Source organism: Streptomyces cinnamoneus (genome assembly GCF_002939475.1).
GTDB lineage: Bacteria > Actinomycetota > Actinomycetes > Streptomycetales > Streptomycetaceae > Streptomyces > Streptomyces cinnamoneus_A.
Genome location: NZ_PKFQ01000001.1, coordinates 100,195 through 119,163 on the forward strand (window position 1 = coordinate 100,195; position 18,969 = coordinate 119,163).

The following is an 18,969-nucleotide window of genomic DNA, read 5'->3' on the forward strand; positions in this document are numbered from 1 at the left end:
GCCGCTGGTCCGGCCTGCCAGTGCCGGTCGGTTCAGTGGCGCGCGTCCGAACGCGGGCGCTGCAGGGTGAAGGTGTCGACGGGTGTCAGGTCGCCGTGGGGTCCGTCGAACGTGTAGTAGGTGACGCGCATCCGTGTCAGGCCCTCGCGGCGGTCGCCGGGATCGACGTCGAACGCGGCGAAGCCGCGGTTGTACTTGCGGTCCTGGACGGCGGCCCAGGGCGCCTCCTCGGGGATCCACACCGGCTCACGGTGGCCGGAGGAGGTCTTGTCGTCCTTCAGGCCGACCAGGACGCGGGCCTGGGGCGTGTCGAAGAGGTCGTCCTGGCTTGTGGCGATGTTGCCGCCCGCGCCGATGACCATGTGAACGGTGCCCTTGCCCGTGTCGATCAGGTCGGTGCGGGTGGAGACCGGGAGAGGGGTGCGGGCCTCGTTGGGCAGGGTGCCGCGCACCGGGTGCGACCGCTCGTAGTGGTGCTCGTGCCCGCTGACCACCAGGTCGACCCCGTACGCGTCGAACAGCGGACCCCAGGCCCGGCGCACCCCCAGATCGCTGCCGGCGCTGCGGTGGCTGGAGATCATCGGCTGGTGCATGCACACCACGACCCAGTCGATGCCCCGGTCCGCCCGCGCGGCCTTCAGCTCGCGCTCCAGCCAGCGACGCTGGGCACCGCCGGAGTAACCGCTGATGTAGGTGTCCCCGCCGTCCTGGAGCGCCACGTCGTCGTTGGCGAGGCTGATGAAGCGGACCGCGCCGACCGTGAACGCGTACCACATGCCCCGGGTCTCCTCGTCGGAGGAGGCGGACGAGGAAGGCAGCGCGAAGTAGGTCTGGTAGCCGGCCGCGCCGATGGGCCCGTTGCCCTTCTCGTTCTCGTGGTTCCCCACGCAGGGCATCCACGGGCGCAGCCGGGTGGAGCGACTGTTGTTGATGAACCAGTCCGCCCAGGTCGCCGCCCGGCTCGTGCCCCACGCGCCGGCGATCGCGGCGTAGCACAGGTCGCCGTTGACGAAGTTGAACAGTGGGGCGACCCGCTCGACGGCGGAGACGATGTCCGCCGAGGCGGGCGAGCCGACCTGGCTGCTGGTGTGCAGCGGGAAGCGGTTGACGGGGGAAGGGACACCGTCCGGAAGGTGGATGACCCGGCGCAGGTTGGGCGTCGCCTGGTCACCGAAGCTGGTGAAGGTGAAGGCGGCGCGGCCGCGCGGCGCCGTGGTGAACGAACCGGTCTCCGGGGTCGCACCGTCGTGCCCGGCCGCGTACAGGTACGTGGCCGAGGGGCGCAGGCCGGTGATCCGGGCGTGGTGGACGTACACCTCCTCCTTCGACAGCCCGTCCCGGTAGGTGCGCGTCTCGGCCTCGACGAGGCGGCCGCCGTGCCCGCCCTCGGGAGAACCGAGCCGCACCTGCGGCCTGCGGACCGACTGCGGGGTGATCCAGGAGACGGTCATCTCCGAGGACGGGTCCGAGCCGAACTGCAGGTGGACGCCCAGCACTCCGGGCGCGCCCAGCCGGTGCGGCCGGCTTTGCAGCAGCGGCCCGGGCGTCGTCGGCGAAGGGGAAGCGGCGGCTTCCCCGGCGGCACTGGTGACGAACGGTACGGCGGCGGCCGCGGCCGACGAGCCCTTGAGTACGGACCTACGCGTGATCGTCATGAAACGCCCTGTTCCCTGGGGAGTTGATGATCCTTGGCACTGTAAACGATCAATACTTGATCTGCCCACGACGATTTTGTGCTCCGGGTGCCCCCCGGGGGCCGCAGTCCGCCTCGCGCCGCACCCACCACCGGCAACGTCACCCCCGCACGCTGGGATGACCAGGGTGTCCGGCCACCGCACCGTGTCGACCGTATCGACGGGCACCGGTTCGAAGGGCTGCTTCCTCGCCGGGGGTCACGGCATCGGGCGTTACGTAGCGACCTTCGGAAACCGAGGCGTGCCTCCGATGCCCGCCCCGGCCCCCTGTATCGCCACAGCCGATACCGCGCTAAATGCCCAGACCCCGTGACGACTTCAGACCAGGACCCGAAGATCGCCAACAGCATCCCGGAAGTGTGAGCCAGAGCCAACGATTTACAGTCCCGGCTCTCGTGGCGGCGGCGATCGATGCGAAGATGCGGGAGGTCGAACTACCCGAGGAGCCACCGGCCGTGACGACCTTCGTCCCTTCAGGTGTGGCCTACGCGAGTGAGGTCCCCCGGCTCGACGGGGGGCCGCGCCTACTCCGCCCTGGTGAAACAGGGGCAGGGCAGCGGGCAGTGATCCCATGGGACACGTGAGGAGAAGCAAGCCATGAAGAACCGCAGACTCGGTGGCAGCGGTGCGACCGTTTCGGCCATCGGTCTCGGGTGCATGGGCATGTCCGTCGCCTAACGGCCCCGCCGATCCGGCGGAGACACAGCGCACCCTCAACCGCGCCGCCGAGCTTGGCATCACCTTCCTCGACACTGCGGACGCCTACGGGCAAGGGGCCAACGAGGAGCTTCTGGGGGGCTGGCTGCGCGGGAGGGCGCGCGAGAACTTCTTCCTCGCCACGAAGTTCGGGCTGCGGCACGACCCGGTCAGCGGACGGGTGGACCGGGTCGACAACTCGCCGGAGCACGTGAGGAGGGCCTGTGACGCCTCGCTCCAGAGGCTGGGCGTCGACCACATCGACCTGTACTACGTCCACCGCCGCTCGCCCGAGGTCCCGGTCGAGGAGGTCGTGGGGGCCATGGCGGAGCTCGTCTCCGCCGGCAAGGTGCGCTTCCTCGGCCTGTCGGAAGTAAGCCCCGGAACCCTGCGCGACGCCCACGCCGTGCACCCGGTCAGCGCCGTGCAGATGGAGTACTCCCTCGCTACCCGGGACGTGGTCGAGGGGAGATGCTCGCGACCTGCCGGGAGCTCGGCACAGCCGTGGTGGCGTACTCCCCGCTGGGCCGCGGCATGCTCGCCGGCGCCGTCTCCTCGCGCGACGAGCTGTCCGAAGGGGACAACCGGCTGCGCTGGCCCCGGTTCTCCGCCGAGAACATCGACCGTAACCTCGCGCTCGTACGGGCCCTCGAAGCCGTCGCGGGAGAGATCGGCTGCACCCCCGCGCAGGCCGCCCTCGGCTGGCTGCTCGCCCAGGGCGACGACATCATTCCGATCCCCGGCACCAGGCGCTTCGCCCGCCTGGAGGAGAACGCTGCGGCCGTGGACCTGGTCATGACGCCGGAGCAGCTGGCGCGGATCGGCGACGCCGTCCCCGCCGAGGCGGTGGCCGGCGGGCGCTACCCGGAGCAGGCGCTGAGCCGGCTGGGGCACTGAACCGGCTCGGGGCACCGGGTCGGCCGGGGCACCGGGCGTCAGAACGCCCCGATCGACCAGAAGACCCCCACCTCGTCGCCGGACACGGCGATCAGGCCGAGGTCGTGGAACAGGTCGAGGCCGTTGAGGTACGCGGAGGTCAGGAAGGTGTTGGAGCAGGTGCCCTGCAGGCCCGCCGCCACGAAGTCCGGGGCGGGGTCCGAAGCGGCGGCCGTCGCGTTGGTCCAGTACTGCGCGGCGGGGCCGTACCTGCCGAGCAGGATCCGGGCGGCCGCCAGCACGGCTTCCCGGTCCGGGCGAGTACGGACGGGGGCGGGTTCCGCCTGCCACTCCTCGCTCATGACGGCGAGCGCGGCGACCGCCGCCTCGGCTTCCAGGCGGTACAGGAGGCCGGGCATCTCCCCCGCGGCCGGGGGGTCGAAGGGGTAGGCGGGGAGCTCGTGACGGGCGGTGTTGGTGCGGTCCATGTCCAGCCGGACCCGGCCGCGGGGGTCGGGGACCTCCCGGTGCAGCACGGCGAGGACGTCGTGCGTCCAGTCCTCGTGCCGGCGGGGTCCGGTGGCCGCGAAGACGTAGGGGTCGCCGAGCAGCCGCAGTGCCGCCGCGTCCCACTCCTGGTGCGTCAACGTCAGCATGACCGCGGTCCGGCGCCGGTGAAGCGCACTGCCTGGGGGAAGCCCGACGGCCTCTCCCCCTCGTCGGGGCTCTTCGAGGCCGGGCCCTTGGGGCATTCGGCCGTAATGGTGATGAGCACTGACGCGATCTTCGACTTCACGGCGGTCACTCTACCGAGGCACAGAACAGCGCCCTTGCTGTGAACGGAATCCCTGCGGCGCGGTGTCACGGTTCGCCGGTGCGCCGTGTCTGGATGGACGTCCGACGATGCGACGAGAGGAGCCGGGTTGTGACGCCGAAGCACCGATGCCCGCTCGGGCCCGGCGCCGCGGCGGCGAGCAGCTGCTCGACGCGCTCCCACTCCGCCGGCTCCGCCCGGCCGCGGACGTCGTCGGCCCGCCGAAGGTGGCCGCGCATCCGGACTCCAAGGGCTGAATGTGGAACCAGGTGCGGGTGACGGCGCCGAGGCGGGCCATCACCTTGTTCCCGGGCCAGGTGTCCGTAGCAGCTCAGCGCGCCGTCAGCCGCTTCATCACCGACGTCACCGTCGGCCTCGCGGCGGCGGCCCTGTCGTGTCAGTGGCCTGCGGCATGATGCGAGGCAGGTGACGGCCTATCCGACAGGGACTTCCGAGGCCGTCCTCGACAAGGGGGTTCTTTGTGCACGGGCCGGTCACGGACGAGGTACGGGCCGCGGAGGAACGGCGACTGCACTACGAGAGAGGTGGGAGTGGGGCGGAAGGCTGCCGAGTGAGAGGCTGCGCCGAGTCCGCGGGAGCAACGTCCTGGGTCTGCTGCGCTTCGACAGCGACCTGGTGCACGCCCTCGATGCCGCGGGTCCCGAGGTCCAGCGTGCAGTGGCATTGCTGGCCGCGCGGCGGGCATGCGAGGCGGCGGGCCTGACCGCTGTGTCGTGGGTCGCCCAAGCGCTCACCGAGTTGGCGGAGGGAGATCCGCTTCCGCCGCCGTTCGACGACGCAGCCCGGATGTGGGAGACCCTGCGCTCCACCCCCCTCGTACCGGGGCCGTCGGTGCTCGGGGCGATGCCCCCGAGCGACCGCCATACTTTCCCCCGCCACCGGCCGGGTGGACGTGGGTCCCGGCCTCAGAGTCGGGAGACGACGGGGCGAGGCGGTACGAACTTGGCCGGCTATCGGGCAGCCTCGTACCGGCGGTGTCCGGCGGCGAGAGACTGACGTCACCCGCAGACATGAGGCACACCGCCGCCCTGCTGGTACACCCCACCGGCACGCCGCACGTCCCCGGAGAGATCTCACAGCCGCACTTCGCTCTCCCCGCCGTGCTCGCCGCCGCCGAGCCCGAACCGCTCAAAGCGGCACTGGACGCGGTGTGGCATGCGCTGCACACGTACGGAGAGCACTACCCAGAGCTGCTGAAGGAGATCCGGTCGGTCTGCGCCGAGCGGGCGGACAAGTAGGCAGACGCTTCGTTCCGTCGACGCTGCTTCCCGGTGACGGGTTTCGGCCCCAGGGCGATTCCAGAAGGGGAGGACTGCCCAGGGTGTCCGAAGGCCGGTGCGGAGCGCCGCCCCAGGCACCTTGACCGGTCGGCACGGCCCGCACGCTGCTCGAGCGGTTGGCCCCGGCGAGAGACACACGTGTCGCATCTCGGGCATGGACCCGTACCGGGTCAAGGTGAAGCTCGTACGGGGGGGTAGCACTCGCTGATCTCTGTTCCCACCGAAGCCCCACAGGGGCACAGTCGGTTCAGTCCGTCGTGGCCGTGCAAGCCGCAGCAGCCTGCGTGGTCCCCCTCAAGGTCGGGCAGCAGATCTGGCGCGTTGTCGGAGTGGAGAACGATCGTGTTTCGAGGGCTTGCGGATATCAGGAACCCGTCTCCGTCTGGATCGCTGAGAGATGGGGCCCGGGAAACGCCGCAGCGGGGTCGTCGGTCGGCAGAAACGGGGGCGCCCCATGGCTCAGGCTGGTGCCGCATCAGCCAACGTTTGCCCTGCCTGTACGGTCAGGGCATGGATGCCAGCCGCCGGCCCACTCTTCATGAGATCGAAGACCGCTTCGTTGCAATTGTCGAAGGTCGGTTGACCCGAGACGAGGTCGACCGTTGGGCCGGGCGATGGGTGACCGACGACTGGCTCGATTGGGACGACGTTTCCTGGTGGGCGCTGAGTCTCCTCCACGGAATCGATCTTCCGGTGGACGAGAGCGGCAGCTACCTGCACGACGACGAGCAGGTAAGCGAACGGCTTGCCGAGCTGAGGAAGCGCCGGACGATGTGACGCAGTCGAAGCCGTCTGCCGTTCCGGTCACTGCCAGGCGGTGCGCATGGTTGAACGGGTGCGGGTTCGTGAGATCGATGATGACGGAGGCCGGCGGTTACTGCGGATCATTCGCAGAGGCACCGGCTCGGTTGGCGATCCGCCGTACCCTGCGGGTCGGCGCCAACTCCGGCACGCCGGTGGAGGACCTCGGCATCACCCCGGACGTGCCCTACCGAATGACCCGCCGGGACCTGCTGGAGGGCAACTCCGACCTCTTCGAGCGCGCCGGGCAGGTTCTCAAGGGCCTGACGCCACACCCTGTGGCCATCACGGAAGCGACCATGACCGACGGTGCTCTGCGGCTCAAGGTCCAAGCCACCAACATCGACCGGTTGGACGTCTACGTCGACCAGCGCCCACGCAACTCCGTCGATCTCACCGACGGCCAGGCCGACATCACCATCCCCGACACCTCCACCGCTCAATCGGCCCGCGTGGAGGGTTTCGCCGACAGCCGACTCGTTGCCAGCAGAACCGCGCGGCTCGGCTAACGAGTGGGTGCGTGATAGCGGGTGAGGCGTCGTGCCTGGCTGGTGGCATGATCCGGCTGTGGCGATCATGGTCAATCGGGCGGTGCTGGCGCATCGGCTGTTTACGGGGCTCTCTCGGCGTCATTTCGCGTGCCTGGTGGAGGAGTTGGCGGTGCCGTGGCAGGCCGGGCTCGGGGGCCGCCGTCATGCTGCACGAGGTGGGGCCAGGAAGCGGGCTGCGGGAGCCGGAGCCCGTCACCAACTGGTGTTCGTTGACCGGCTGGTCGCCACGCTGATCCACCTGCGGCACGATCTGCCGCATGCTGTCCTCGCCCTGCTGTTCGGTGTCGACCGCTCCACTGTCACCCGGGCCATCGGCGAGATTCGCATCCTGCTTGCCGAGCGTGGATGTGCGGTCCCCGACCGTCCTGGCCTGCGGCTGCGGACCCTGGCAGATGTATTCGCCTACGCCCATGCCGAGGACATCGAGCTGCGCTTGGACGCCACTGAGATCCAGGTCCGCCGCCCACCGGCCGGGCGTGGTGGCTGGTGCGCGTTTGTCTCGGGCAAGAAGAAACAGAACACGATGAAGGCCACCGTCATCGCTGACTGGCGGGGCCGCACGTTATGGACCGATAGCCTGCGGCCTGGCCGTATGCACGATGCCACGGCCGCCCGTACCGAGGGCATCGCCGTGTGCTTCCAGCACTTTCCCGACGTCGAGGTCCTCCTGGACGACGGCTACCTCGGCCTGAGCCGCGACCACCGCGAGCTAGCGATCACACCGCCCAGAAGACCGAGGCCCGGAGCACTGCCCGGCAGAGTCGAACAGTGGGAACGCGACCGCCAGGGGCACTCCTCCGACCGCATCACCCTCGAACACGCCCTGGCCGATCACAAACGCTGGAAGCAACTGATGCGCTGGACCCATCGCCGCGACCGCCTGCCCGACACCTACCGCGCCATTGCCGGCCTCGTCTCCGACCGCAGCATCAACGCCTGAAAAAGGGCCACGACCAGGCTAAATACATCTCACCCGCTATCACGCACCAACTCGTTAGAACCGCCGGGCCGACTCCTGCGCGTGGGCCATGCGCCGCAGGCTCAGCAGCACCGGTTCGTAGAGCACCGTCAGCGCGACGGCCGCCTCGATCTGCCCGGTCGGGGTCGGCTGCTCCTCGACCATGTCCAGGTCGGTGACTGCCAGTTGCGCAGCCAGCTGCCCGTACGGAAGCAATTGCTCGGTACCGCAGGGGTAGCCGAGCCGGGTCAGCGCGGCGACCGAGTCGACGAGCCGCCGGTGGGCGGGATCGAGCATGTCCAGGCCGGGACCGGAGGACCAGCCCAGCCGCTCCAGCAGCGCCTCCACCGAGCGACGGGCGGTCTCCACCGCCGGGTCGTCCTCGGCCGGCCCCTCGGCACAGGGCAGCGCCCGGGTCGCCGCGCCCAGCCGCAGGTGGTGGTCGAGCGACTCGTCCTCCGCGGCGGCGATCACCTCGCGCGCGGCGGCCACCGGAACCCCGCCGATCTGGATCAGCGCCCGCACCAGGCGCAGCCGCCGCAGGTGGCCCTCCCCGTACTCGGCCTGGGTGGCGGAGACCCGGCGCCCGGGCTGGAGCAGCCCTTCACGCAGGTAGTACTTGATCGTGGCGGTGGACACACCGCTGCGCTCGCTCAGCTCCGCCAACCGCATGCTCTTGCACCTTCCTATTGGATCGTGGCACTATCCAAGCATGGATAGCGACGCTATCCAATGAGGGGACGGAGAGTCTCATGGGTATGGCACCGATATCCGAGCGACGAGTCACGGCCGCCGCGGAGGGCGAGGTCGTCGTCTTCCTCATCGGGATGCGGATCAACCGCTGGCGGGCCGTACGCCACTGGCTGCCGGTCTTGACCGCGATGCCGCGCATGCTCAAGGAGCTCTCACGGGAAGGCAGCGGGCTGCTGGGCCTCCGGGGGCTGCGCGGCGGCCCCCGCGTGTACGGCGCCGTGCAGTACTGGGAGTCGAGGGAGAAGCTGCTCGCCTACGCCTCCGACCAGGGCGGGGAGCATCGCCCCGCGTGGGCGGCGTTCAACCGCCGCGTGCGGGACAGCAAGGGCGGCGTGGGGATCTGGCACGAGACGTACGTCGTCCCGGCCGGTTCGTACGAGTCGGTCTACGTCGACATGCCACCGGCCGGTCTGGGCGCGGCATGGGGAGTCGAGCCCGTGGGCCGGCGCGGGGAGCGGGCGGCGCAGCGGATGGCGAGCGGGGCCGTCTAGCGGCGATCCTCTGGCCAAAGGGGCAGCAGGTGTGCGATGCGACCTGGCCAGCCCACAACCTGCACGTCGCTCCCCACGCCCGAGCGGACGGACCGGGCACCGAGTCGAGCCTGATGACGGCGGGTCCCCGGCGGCTTCCCACGGGTGGGATTCCTCGCCTCGACGCTCGTCATGGATTCGGCCACACGGCGGGGCCGGGCCGGGAGGTCCCTGGCCCGGCCCGTTCCTTCGCTACGCCCTGTACCGGTAGCGGATACGGCCGCGGGTGAGGTCGTAGGGGCTGAGTTCCACGAGCACCCGGTCGTACGGGAGGATCTTGATGTAGTTCTTCCGGATCTTCCCGCTGATGTGGGCGAGCACTGTGTGCCCGTTCTGGAGCTCCACCTTGAAGGTCGCATTGCGCAGGCACTCGACGACGGTGCCCTCGACTTCCACGCCCCCCGATGTTTTCGTCATGGTCTCTCACTTCTTTCGTTCTCGACGGTGTCGTCGGCAGAGATGAATACGGTGCGTGGCCGGGCGCGGTGCCGACTGATGGCCAGCGCACGCAGCCGACCACTGATAACTGCGAGCCGGTGACCGCCCGTTGGAGCGGCCGTCCCCGCGCCCGCTTCGGGCCCGGCTGAATCGCCCGGTGCGGTGTGGTGGAGCGTCAGCGGCGGACGAGCTCCAGGGTGCTGCCCGCACGGCGGGCGCCGATGCCTTCGAACAGGGCGGTGGCCGCCGCGTTGGACTCGTCCACCTCGGCCCATGCCGAAGCGGTCCCGGAGCGATGAAGCGAACCTAGCACGTGGGCCAGTAGCGCCCGGGCGATGCCGCGACGGTGACTGTCCGCCCGGACGGCGATCAGCCCGATCCGTGGCCGCCGGGGCAGCGGCGTCACCCGGACCAGGCCCACGTACTGGTCGAAGTGCCGCGCCACCACGTACTTCGACGGGTCGACCAGGGTGGTCCCCGCCGGGCGGGGCAGCACCTCGGCCGGCATCGTCCGCCAGCCGGCGGCGGCCTCGACCTCGTCGCGGACGACGCGGTCCAGGGCGCGCAGCGGGTCCTCCTCCGCCTCGCCGGCGGGCACGATCGTCACGCCCGACGGGAGCCGCACCGAGCCGAGACGGGTGACGCGCGGGTCTGTGGGTACGAGGTAGCCCCACTCGCGGCGTACGGTGGTGAAGCCGGCCCGCTCCCAGGCGGACCTCGAGTCGTGGTCGGCCTCGTCGACGACGGTGTGGAGCGGTGCCGGCAGGTCGGCCAGCATCGCGTCGGCGATGTGGTCGAAGACCGCGCCGTGCCATGCGTCGACGCTGATGAAGAGCCGCCCGTCGGGTCGGCGCGAAGCGTCGCCACTGCCGACCACCCGGTCGTCCTCGACGGCGTGCCACTGCGTGTCGGAAACCCGCGTGACCACGACCTCGTGGTTGCCCGTGTGCGAGGCGGAATGCAAAGGGTTCATAGGTGTTGCCTTTCGGGAATGCCTTCTCTGAGGCGCTCCCCGGCGACACCTGACGTCAATCGCCCACCGTGACGAAAGGGGGGAGCACCCATACGGATACAGCCTTCATGGGTCTCACCTCCTGTGCGTTCTCTCACGGCTGACCGGACGCTATCAGCCAGGGGCCGGGCGGCCCAACCCATTTACCGCGACCGCGAGGATCGTCGATCGTGTCGGTCACCTCGGTCACGTGGATCACGTGGATCACGTCGATCACGTCGATCGCTTGAGGACAATCACGCCACCGCTCTCCGACGGTCCAAGAAGAGCAGCCGACGAAGGCCGGCTGATCGCAGGGCTGGCGCACGACGTGGGCCCCGTCGGGCTCAGCTCCCCCTCCCCCGCCGCGGCCACACCCCACGCACCGTGCCCGACCTGAGAGAGGCCGGGATCGGTGTGAGACTGGGAACGGAAGGGGTGATCCACGTGCCGGACCCACCGCTCGAGCCCCCCGGCCCCGACACCGCCGTCGACGAGAACCGGCTGGAAGAGCTGATCATCGAGGCGCAGACCACCCTGCCGGTCGAAATGCCCGGCCTGGCGAACCGGTGCGCCTCGGCCCTCGGCCTGGGCACCGCGTTGATCTACCTGGTCGACCTGCAACAACAGCTGCTCATCCCGCTCGACGAGGCCACGGAGACCCTGCCGGTGGAACACTCACTGGCCGGCTGGGCGTACCGCACTCTCTCCCCGCGCGTGGCCGACACCGACGACGGCGTGATCGTCTGGCTGCCCCTGGTCGACGGTGCGGAGCGGCTGGGCGTGCTGGCGGTGCAGACCGCCTGGCTCGACGGGGTGCGGCTGCGTCGCAGCCGGATGCTGGCCTATCTGTTGGCCATGCTGATCACCTCCAAGCGCGCCTACAGCGACTGGCTCGCTGCCCGCACCCGCACCGCGACCATGGGCTGCCGACCGAGATGCTGCGGGCGTTCCTGCCATCCCACACCATCGGCAGCAGCAGGTGCGTCTCGACCGCGGTCCTGGAACCGGCGTACGACGTCGCCGGTGACGCCTTCGACCACTCGGTCGTCAAGGACATCCTGCACACCATGATCCTCGATTCCATGGGTCACGATCTGACCTCCGGCCTGACCACATCGGTCGCCATGGCCGCGGCGCGCAACGCCCGCCGCGGCGGTGGCGACCTGGCCGACGTCGTCGGCTCCGTCGATCAGGCGCTCGCCCAGTGGCTGCCCGACCACTTCTGCACCGGCGTGCTGTGCCGGCTCGACGCGCTCACCGGGGTGCTGCGCTGGGTCAACTGCGGTCACCCGGCACCGCTGCTGATCCGTGCCGAGCGGGTGCTCGACGGGGCGCTGGACAGCCCCCCGCAACCGCCGATCGGACTGGTCGGCCAACTCGCCCCGGCGGCCCGGGAGGTCCACGAGACGACACTGGAACCGGTCGACTGCGTCCTGCTCTACACCGACGGTGTCGTGGAGGCCCGCGACGCGGACGGAGCGGAGTTCGGCCTCGACCGGTTCACCGACTTCATCATCCGCTCCTCCGCCGCAGGCCAACGCCCCGCGGAGGTTCTGCGTCTGCTCATCCACGCCATCCTCGACTACCAGCGCAACCAACTACGCGACGACGCGACGATCCAGCTCTTCGAATGGCGCCCGCAGCACCAATGAAACGGTAGGCACCAGCCTTACTACGCCCGGCACCGCCTTCAGTCAGGCCGGGTACCTGGCTGGCACTTCCAGGACCGGCCCTTCCAGGACCACCGGCGAGCCGCCCCGGCGACCGACGCGACCGCCGACACCGGCACTCCGGCCGGGCCCTTCCGCAGGAACGCCTTCGGGCGACGGGCCAAACACTCCCCCGCGGCAGCCGGGCCGGCGGCCTGCACGGTCGCGTGATTGGTGGGCGCCGGGCTGGTGGGCATCGGGCCGGTGGGCGCCGGGGCCATGAGACCGGCGGAGGCCCGCGGCGTCTCCGCGGTGGGCCGACTGCGGTCGGCCCGCTGGCCGGGGCGGGGGACGGCTGACGGGCTGTGAGGGCGCGGGTCGTACGTGGGCCCGGCGACGCGTCCAGCGGGCGGTCCGGTCCGAGAGCCAAGACCGATTGTCAGTGGTGGGTGCGAAGGTAGGAGCATCGAGTCCGCGAAAGAGGGGGAGCCGTCATGTCCGGAAACCAGAACTACATCAACCACGTTGCCCTCGTGCTGGATGCCAGTTCGTCCATGTCGCACCTGAGCCGCAAGGTCATCGAAGTCGCCGACCAGCAGATTGCGTATCTGGCCCGCCGGTCGAAGGAACTGGACCAGGAGACCCGCGTCACGGTGTACGTCTTCGCGGACAAGGTGGAGTGCGTCATCTACGACAAGGACGTGCTGCGGATGCCGTCTCTGAAGCAGCTGTACCGGGTCGGTGGAATGACGGCTCTCCTGGCGGCCACCCTCAAGTCGCAGCGAGAGCTGGCGCAGACCGCTCAACTGTACGGCGACCACAGTTTCCTGACGTTCGTGCTGACCGACGGGCAGGAGAACGCAAGCCACCACTGCCCGGATGTCTCTACCAAGAACCCGCGTGAACTAGTACAGGCCGTGGCCCAGTTGATCGCGACGCAGGAGGACAACTGGACGCTGGCCGTCCTTGTCCCGGACCAGATGGGCAAGCGCGAAGCCATGCAGTGCGGCTTCCCGAAGGACAACATCGCCATCTGGGACGCCACCAGCACCCAGGGCTTGGAGGACGCCGGGCACGTCATCCAACAGGCCACCGAGAACTTCATGGTGGGCCGCGCCCAGGGCATCCGGGGATCGCGGGCGGTGTTCTCCACGGGCGCAGAGGCAGTCAACAAGGACACCATCGAGGCAGCCGGTCTCACCCCTGTCAATCCGTCGGAGTACCAGCTGATTCCCGTGGCCCGCGAAGCGGCCATCCGGGAATGGGTCATCGAATGCGGACACACTTACCGTACCGGCTGCGCGTTCTACCAGCTGAGCAAATCGGAGAAGATCCAGGCACGGAAGCAGATCGCGGTGCTGGAAAAGAAGACCGACCGGGTATACACGGGACCGCAGGCCCGAGCTCTGCTCGGCCTGCCGGACGCGGAAGCCCGCGTCAAGCCGGACCACAACGACGACTTCACGATCTTCGTGCAAAGCACCAGCGTGAACCGGAAGCTGGTACCGCACACGCGGCTCCTGCTTATGATCTGACGCCTTGGAAGCCCCGCCAGCCCGACTGGCGGGGCTTCCCTCGCGTCCAGCACATCGACCGGGCCGACAGCTCGCGACCTGAGGCAACGCGCTCCTCTACGGCACCCTCGCCGCGCCCCGGCCCCGGGGGACCGATCCATCGTTGGCCAGGAGGACGAGACGAAAGGCATCGTCGAGACGTCTGTGCTCGCCCTGCACCTGCACCTGCACCAGTCCGGGCTCGCACTCTGAGGGAACCAACGGCAGTACGTCAGGGTTGATCATGTGAGGCCCCTGTAAGACGTTGCAGAGGCCGCTCATCCCCATCCGGTGCCGGAAGATGACGGCCGAGCATGGCGAGCGCGGTCACCGCGGTGAGCCCGAGGAGTCCGGCAGCGATCCAGAAGGCGAGTTGGGCCGCCGCCAGCGAGCTGCCCGCGGGTTCGGTGCCGGCGTCCAGGGTGTGGAGGAAGGTGGTGCCGAGTACCGCTGTGCCCAAGGTCGCACCGAGTTGCTGCGCGGCGTTGAGCAGTCCGGCGGCCGAGCCGGTCTCGTGGGGCCTGACGCGCGAGAGCGCGGTGGTGAAGAAGGGCACGGTGAACAGCCCGTTGCCGATACCGGCCGCGGCGAGCGCCCCGAGCAGGGGCCAGGGGTAGGTGTGGGGCGGTGTTGTCCGGTAGGCGATGGTGGCGGCGATCAGTCCGGCGCACATCACGGCCAGGCCGGCGAACATCACGTTCCGGCCGTGGCGGGGCACCAGGCGGGTGCCCGCCATCCAGGAGGAGAGGGCCATCGCGGCGGACCAGGGCAGCAGTGTGAGCCCGGCAGCCAGTACGCCACGTCCGAGCCCCAACTGGACCTGGAGCACGATGACCAGCATCAGCCCGTTCATGACCGCGAAGAACAGTGTCGAGGTGGCCAGCGCCGCGGGGAAGCCACGGTCGTGGAACAGGCTGACCTCGACCAGCGGGCTGCGGCCGGCTCGAGAGCGGCGCTGCTGGTGGAGGCCGAAGAGCCCCAGCAGACCGCAACCGGCCGCGAGGGCGACCCAGCTCCATGCCGGCCAGCCGACTGTGCTGCTTTGGATGAGCGGGTAAACGATCAAGGTGGTGGCGAGGACGGCCAACGCCGTGCCTACCCCGTCCAGCCGCAGGGGGCGAGCAGTTGCCGCCGCGTTCCGTCCAGGCAGCAGCGGCACCATGGCCAGCACCGCGACCGCCAAGGGGAGGTTGACGAGGAAGACAGCCCGCCATGAGGACCCGAAGAGGTCCGCGTGTGTGAGAAAGGCGCCCAGCACCGGTCCCAGAACCGCGGCCAGGCCCATCACCGGGCCGATGCTGCCCATCGCCTTGGCCAGCTCCGCGCCGTCGAACATGCTGCGGATGAGACCGATCGTCTGCGGAATGATCAGGGCTGCCGCGGCCCCCTGGACCGCCCGCATACCGATGAGCAGTCCGGCAGAAGGCGCCAGGGCGCATGCCAGAGAGGCCACGGCGAAGCCGGTGACTCCGGCGGTGAACATCCGACGCCGCCCGGCCAGGTCCCCCAGCCGGCCGCCAGTGATCAAGAACACCGCGAACGGCAGCGTGTAGGCGGCGTTGAACCACTGGACCTCGGAAGCGGGACCGCCGAGATCGGCGTGTATGACCGGAGCCGCGACCGTGACGATCGTCGAGTCGAGCAGGTTCATCGCCTCAGCGACCAGCAGCGTGATCAGCGCCCACCATCGCCACCGGTGAACCCCCTCGATGGACAAGGCTTCTTGCAGCATGATCTTCCCTTTCTCGCTCGGCCCGTTCCGAGCAAGAGTCGGCGCCCCGCCGCAGACCGTCCTAGCCAGGCCCTGAAGATCGATGTTTTGTTCCAGGAAGCTCGACATGAGTGAGAAGATCTTCCTGTGCTGGAGGATGTGGAGCAGGGTCTCGTCCAAGCCCTGCAGATCGACGGCCGGGCGCCGTTCAGTAGGGTCGCCGAGGTTCTGGGCGTGTCCACACAGACCGTCATACGTCGCTACCAACGCCTCCGTACCGAGGCCGGGCTGCGCGTGGTCGGCCTCGCCGACCCCGCCCAGGGTGGGCGGACGCAGTGGATCGTCCGCATCTGCGCCACCCCCGGCGCCTCCGAGGCACTCGCCCAGTCGCTGGCCCGCCGCCCCGACACCTCCTGGGTCAAGCTCACCTCCGCGGGCACGGAGATCTTCGCCATCGTTCAGGCTCCGCAAGGCGTGCACCCGCCCGTGCTGCACAAGCTCCCCCGCACCCGTGGGATCACGACCGTGTCCGCGCACTGCCTGCTCCACACCTACCTGGGCGGACCGACAGCCTGGCGCGGTCGGACACAGGCCCTCACTCCCTCTCAGCAACGGCTGCTTCAACCCGCGCTACCTGAGGAAGTCCGCTCCGCGCCGCTGACAGACGCTGACCACATCCTCATCGATGCCCTGGGGCACGACGGCCGCACCTCCTACGCCGACCTCGCACGAGCGACCGGCTCCACACAGGCGACAGTGGCACGCCGCCTGAACGCCCTCCGCGCCTGCCGCAGGCTCTTCTTCGACGTCGAAGTCGACGCCGCCGCCTACGGCATCACCACCCAGGCACTCCTGTGGATGGCCGTCCCACCCGCCCACCTCGAACATGTCGCGAACACGCTCGCCGCCCACGACGAACTCGCCGCCGTAGTCGCCACCACCGGCCCCACCAACCTCCTCGCACAAGCGCTGTGCGCCACCCCCACCGACCTCCACCGCTACCTCACTCGCCGCCTCGGCGCCCTCCCCCAGATCCAGACCCTGGAGACCGCACCCGTCCTGCGTACCTTCAAAGCAGCCGGCCACCTCAACGCGCGCCCCACCGCGTGAAGACGCGCTCACGCCGCCCATGAGCGCTCACTCGTCGACCCCGCCGACGGCACCGCGCTGACCGCAGGCACGGCCACGGGAATCGCGGTCACCCCGTGGAGGTGACGGTGGTCTTCCTGCGCGCGCGGTACGCGGCGGCCTTGATCTTGTTGCCGCAGGACTCCATGCCGCACCACTGCCGCCGCTTGCCGCGCGAGCGGTCGATGTAGACGCGGGTGCACTCGGGGTTGCCGCACTCCTTGAGCAGGGGCACGTCCTGGCCGCTGAGCAGTTCCACCGCGTGCCGGGCGACGGTGGACAGTGCTTCTCGCTGGGTTGCCGACGTCCAGCGGCCCGAGTGAGTCAGCTGCGGTGCCGCGGGAGCCTGGCGGGCCGCGTCGTTGACCACGGCCAGCGCCTCGTCGTCGAAGTCCACGCCGAGGCGCCGCGCCGTGATCAGCTGGTACACGGCCTCCCGTACGGTCGTCGCCCGCACCACGTCGGCCTGCCGGGCGGGCGAGACGGAGTCGACCATGCCGGACTCCACGTACCACGCGTCCAGGCGGTCGGGTGCCGCGAACATCTCGAATCGCACCGTTCGGCGTGCCCGGAGCGTGGCGGCGAAGTCCAGGGCCGGATTGCCGCACACAAAGACGTGATCCATGTTCACGTCACCATCCTGGCGGGTGACTACGGTGCTCGCAAGGATCGTCAGACGTTGGGGCGGGGCCCTCTCTCCTTGGCGTTCAGCCAGATCTCGCGGCCCGGTCAGGGCCGCCGCCACGGTCACGGCCCGCGGTGGCCGAGCAGTTCCGGGTAGCAGAGGCGCGGCCCGTCCGGCGGAGGACGGTGCGCGTCAGAGCATCAGGTCCCACGCCAGGCAGGAGAGGAGACTGCTCACCCCTTCGGGGTTGTAGGTGCCTCGCGCCGGGTCCCTCGGTGAGGCCGCCTTCACCTCGACCAGGTCCTCGTAGGCGATCCGCTCCGGCAACGCGCCGAATCGCGCCCGGCGCATCGCCGAGCCGCCGTCCTGTGTGCTGCGGTCTTGCATCGTCTTCCTCCCACTCCCTCGGTGGTCCTGCGCGCGGCCCGGCTCTCCCGCAGCGCCGAACGATCCAGCAAAAGCTCCTGGAGCGACCGGCAGTACCGCCCGTCAGAGCCGGTCTGCGTCGACGACGGCTCGGGCGAACGCCTCGGGTGCTTCCTGCGGCAGGTTGTGGCCGACGCCCTTCAGGGTGCGGTGGTCGTACGGCCCCTCGAACTTCTCCCGGTAGGCGGACCCGTCGCCCGGAACCGTGAACGGGTCGCGCTCGGCGTCGAGCGTCACCGTCGGCACGACGACGGCCGGCCGGGCGGCGAGCCGCTTCTCGTACGGCTCGTAGCGCCGTTCTCCCTCGGCGAGGCTCAGCCGCCAACGGTAGTTGTGGATCACGATGGCGGCGTAGTCCGGGTTCTCGAAGGCGGCAGCCGTGCGCTCGAAGGTGGCGTCGTCGAAGTGCCATGTCGGGGACACGGTGTCCCAGACCAGCCGCGTCAGGTCGTGCCGTTTGCCCTTGTCCTCCATGGCGATCCGGCCCCGCTCGGTGGAGAAGTAGTACTGGTACCACCAGGCGCGCTCGGTCGCCGGCGCCAGCGGCTGGAGGTTCGCCTCAAGGCTGACGACGAGGTAACCGCCCACCGACACCAGGGCCTTGCAGCGCTCGGGCCACAGCGCCGCGATGATGCCGGCGCTCCGCGCTCCCCAGTCGAACCCGGCAAGCACCGCCTTCTCCAGCCCCAGCGCGTCCATCAGGGCGATGATGTCGAGGGCGAGGGCCGACTGCTGCCCGTTCCTGAAGGTCCGGGGCGAGACGAAGCGCGTCGTGCCGTGGCCGCGCAGATAGGGAACGATCACTCTGTATCCCTCCACCGCCAGCAGGGGTGCGACATCGGCGTAGCTGTGGATGTCGTACGGCCAGCCGTGCAAGCAGATGACCGGCGCCCCGTGAGCCGGCCCCACCTCGGCGTAGCCGACCTCCAGCAGACCGGCCCTGACCTTCTTGAGCGGAGGGAACCCGGTGCACCCGCCGGGACCGGCCACGGGCGGGGCGGCCGTAGCGTCCCGCCGCCCTGTCACGGCCGAGGCATGCGCGGGTCCCGACAGTGGTGCGGCGACGGCGCCCCCGGCACTCAGGCCGAGCGCCTTGCCGAACGTACGCCTGTTGATCATCTGAAGCCCTCCGCGCGTCTCGAAGTGCCGGCCTGCGACCGTTCTGCGCCTCGCAGGAGATCCCGCACGCACAGGGGTTCCGATGACCGCCGTGGGCGTGCCACTCGACTGTGGCACAGCATGCGTCACCGGTCAAACAGGTGACGTACGCCAAGTTTGCGCACGCCAGGGGAACTTGACCACCGGAGACTGTCCGAAACCGACGCTTCACCCCATCCTTTCCGGGCTCTAAGCCAGGGCGTCCGTGACGCCGGTCACCCCGATCCCGCGCGCGTGGCCCGGACCTTGGTCACCCTGCGGGACGGAGCCATGGTGGGCGGATGTCTCGATGTCCCCCGTCCCGTCAGGGCGA

The 18,969-nt window shown here is 69.9% G+C and carries 18 protein-coding genes and 2 pseudogenes; 10 read left to right on the plus strand and 10 right to left on the minus strand.

The features are described 5' to 3' along the window. Window positions 1-32: 32 nt before the first annotated feature. The gene (locus tag CYQ11_RS00545) at window positions 33-1,655 is read right to left on the minus strand and encodes a purple acid phosphatase family protein (protein WP_099198483.1); all 1,623 of its coding nucleotides are present in this window, start codon (window positions 1,653-1,655) and stop codon (window positions 33-35) included. A gap of 636 nt (window positions 1,656-2,291) precedes the next feature. On the opposite strand from CYQ11_RS00545, the pseudogene CYQ11_RS30840 reads away from it, so the two are divergent. Continuing rightward, window positions 2,292-3,287, plus strand: a pseudogene (locus CYQ11_RS30840) (aldo/keto reductase). A gap of 38 nt (window positions 3,288-3,325) precedes the next feature. On the opposite strand, the gene CYQ11_RS00555 reads toward CYQ11_RS30840, so the two are convergent. Then, window positions 3,326-3,922 (minus strand): hypothetical protein, encoded by a 597-nt coding sequence (locus tag CYQ11_RS00555; RefSeq protein WP_240003277.1) that lies wholly within the window; start codon window positions 3,920-3,922, stop codon window positions 3,326-3,328. Between the two features lie 286 nt (window positions 3,923-4,208). Here CYQ11_RS00555 and CYQ11_RS30575 point away from each other — a divergent pair, with 286 nt between their 5' ends. The 5 genes from CYQ11_RS30575 (at window position 4,209) to CYQ11_RS00595 (ending at window position 7,673) form a co-directional block, all read left to right on the plus strand. After that, window positions 4,209-4,337 (plus strand): hypothetical protein, encoded by a 129-nt coding sequence (locus CYQ11_RS30575; RefSeq protein ID WP_275666344.1) that lies wholly within the window; start codon window positions 4,209-4,211, stop codon window positions 4,335-4,337. 774 nt (window positions 4,338-5,111) lie between these two features. Beyond that, a complete protein-coding gene (locus CYQ11_RS00575; RefSeq protein WP_099198504.1) occupies window positions 5,112-5,339 on the plus strand; it encodes a hypothetical protein in 228 nt (75 codons plus the stop codon). 552 nt (window positions 5,340-5,891) lie between these two features. Continuing rightward, window positions 5,892-6,158: a YxzC family protein gene (locus tag CYQ11_RS00580; RefSeq protein WP_099198485.1), complete on the plus strand. Its 267-nt coding sequence runs from the start codon at window positions 5,892-5,894 to the stop codon at window positions 6,156-6,158. Between the two features lie 131 nt (window positions 6,159-6,289). Next, window positions 6,290-6,691, plus strand: a complete 402-nt coding sequence (locus tag CYQ11_RS00590) for a hypothetical protein (protein WP_099198486.1) — start codon at window positions 6,290-6,292, stop codon at window positions 6,689-6,691. A gap of 67 nt (window positions 6,692-6,758) precedes the next feature. Further along, a complete protein-coding gene (locus CYQ11_RS00595; protein ID WP_181143818.1) occupies window positions 6,759-7,673 on the plus strand; it encodes a transposase family protein in 915 nt (304 codons plus the stop codon). Between the two features lie 54 nt (window positions 7,674-7,727). On the opposite strand, the gene CYQ11_RS00600 is transcribed toward CYQ11_RS00595, so the two are convergent. Continuing rightward, window positions 7,728-8,363, minus strand: a complete 636-nt coding sequence (locus CYQ11_RS00600; protein WP_099198487.1) for a MerR family transcriptional regulator — start codon at window positions 8,361-8,363, stop codon at window positions 7,728-7,730. Window positions 8,364-8,443: 80 nt separating this feature from the next. On the opposite strand from CYQ11_RS00600, the gene CYQ11_RS00605 reads away from it, so the two are divergent. Further along, on the plus strand, window positions 8,444-8,935 hold the full coding sequence (locus CYQ11_RS00605; RefSeq protein WP_099198488.1) for a DUF4188 domain-containing protein: 492 nt from the start codon (window positions 8,444-8,446) through the stop codon (window positions 8,933-8,935). A 231-nt stretch (window positions 8,936-9,166) separates the two neighbouring features. Here the strand turns inward: CYQ11_RS00605 and infA are convergent, their stop codons facing one another. From infA to CYQ11_RS30580, 3 genes are all read right to left on the minus strand, one after another. After that, window positions 9,167-9,391, minus strand: a complete 225-nt coding sequence (gene infA / locus CYQ11_RS00610; protein ID WP_031165262.1) for a translation initiation factor IF-1 — start codon at window positions 9,389-9,391, stop codon at window positions 9,167-9,169. Window positions 9,392-9,587: 196 nt separating this feature from the next. After that, the gene (locus CYQ11_RS00615; RefSeq protein ID WP_099198489.1) at window positions 9,588-10,385 is read right to left on the minus strand and encodes a GNAT family N-acetyltransferase; all 798 of its coding nucleotides are present in this window, start codon (window positions 10,383-10,385) and stop codon (window positions 9,588-9,590) included. Between the two features lie 133 nt (window positions 10,386-10,518). Continuing rightward, window positions 10,519-10,641, minus strand: coding sequence for a hypothetical protein (locus CYQ11_RS30580; protein ID WP_275666346.1), 123 nt, complete (start codon window positions 10,639-10,641; stop codon window positions 10,519-10,521). Between the two features lie 200 nt (window positions 10,642-10,841). Here CYQ11_RS30580 and CYQ11_RS00620 point away from each other — a divergent pair. Beyond that, window positions 10,842-12,058: pseudogene (locus CYQ11_RS00620) on the plus strand (PP2C family protein-serine/threonine phosphatase). A 491-nt stretch (window positions 12,059-12,549) separates the two neighbouring features. Continuing rightward, complete coding sequence (locus CYQ11_RS00625) at window positions 12,550-13,590, plus strand: vWA domain-containing protein (protein ID WP_099198847.1); 1,041 nt, start codon at window positions 12,550-12,552, stop codon at window positions 13,588-13,590. Window positions 13,591-13,840: 250 nt separating this feature from the next. Here the strand turns inward: CYQ11_RS00625 and CYQ11_RS00630 are convergent, their stop codons facing one another. Continuing rightward, complete coding sequence (locus CYQ11_RS00630) at window positions 13,841-15,499, minus strand: MFS transporter (protein WP_240003347.1); 1,659 nt, start codon at window positions 15,497-15,499, stop codon at window positions 13,841-13,843. Between CYQ11_RS00630 and CYQ11_RS00635 the strand changes: the two genes are divergently transcribed. Next, window positions 15,467-16,429, plus strand: coding sequence for an Lrp/AsnC family transcriptional regulator (locus CYQ11_RS00635; RefSeq protein WP_099198846.1), 963 nt, complete (start codon window positions 15,467-15,469; stop codon window positions 16,427-16,429). The genes CYQ11_RS00630 and CYQ11_RS00635 overlap by 33 nt on opposite strands. Before the next feature lie 88 nt (window positions 16,430-16,517). Here CYQ11_RS00635 and CYQ11_RS00640 read toward each other — a convergent pair whose 3' ends face one another. From CYQ11_RS00640 to CYQ11_RS00650, 3 genes are all read right to left on the minus strand, one after another. Continuing rightward, window positions 16,518-17,078, minus strand: coding sequence for a CGNR zinc finger domain-containing protein (locus tag CYQ11_RS00640; protein WP_099198845.1), 561 nt, complete (start codon window positions 17,076-17,078; stop codon window positions 16,518-16,520). Window positions 17,079-17,264: 186 nt separating this feature from the next. Further along, entirely contained in the window at window positions 17,265-17,459 is a 195-nt protein-coding gene (locus CYQ11_RS00645; protein WP_099198844.1) for a hypothetical protein, read from the minus strand. 102 nt (window positions 17,460-17,561) lie between these two features. Continuing rightward, window positions 17,562-18,617 (minus strand): alpha/beta fold hydrolase, encoded by a 1,056-nt coding sequence (locus tag CYQ11_RS00650; protein WP_099198843.1) that lies wholly within the window; start codon window positions 18,615-18,617, stop codon window positions 17,562-17,564. Window positions 18,618-18,969 lie beyond the last annotated feature (352 nt).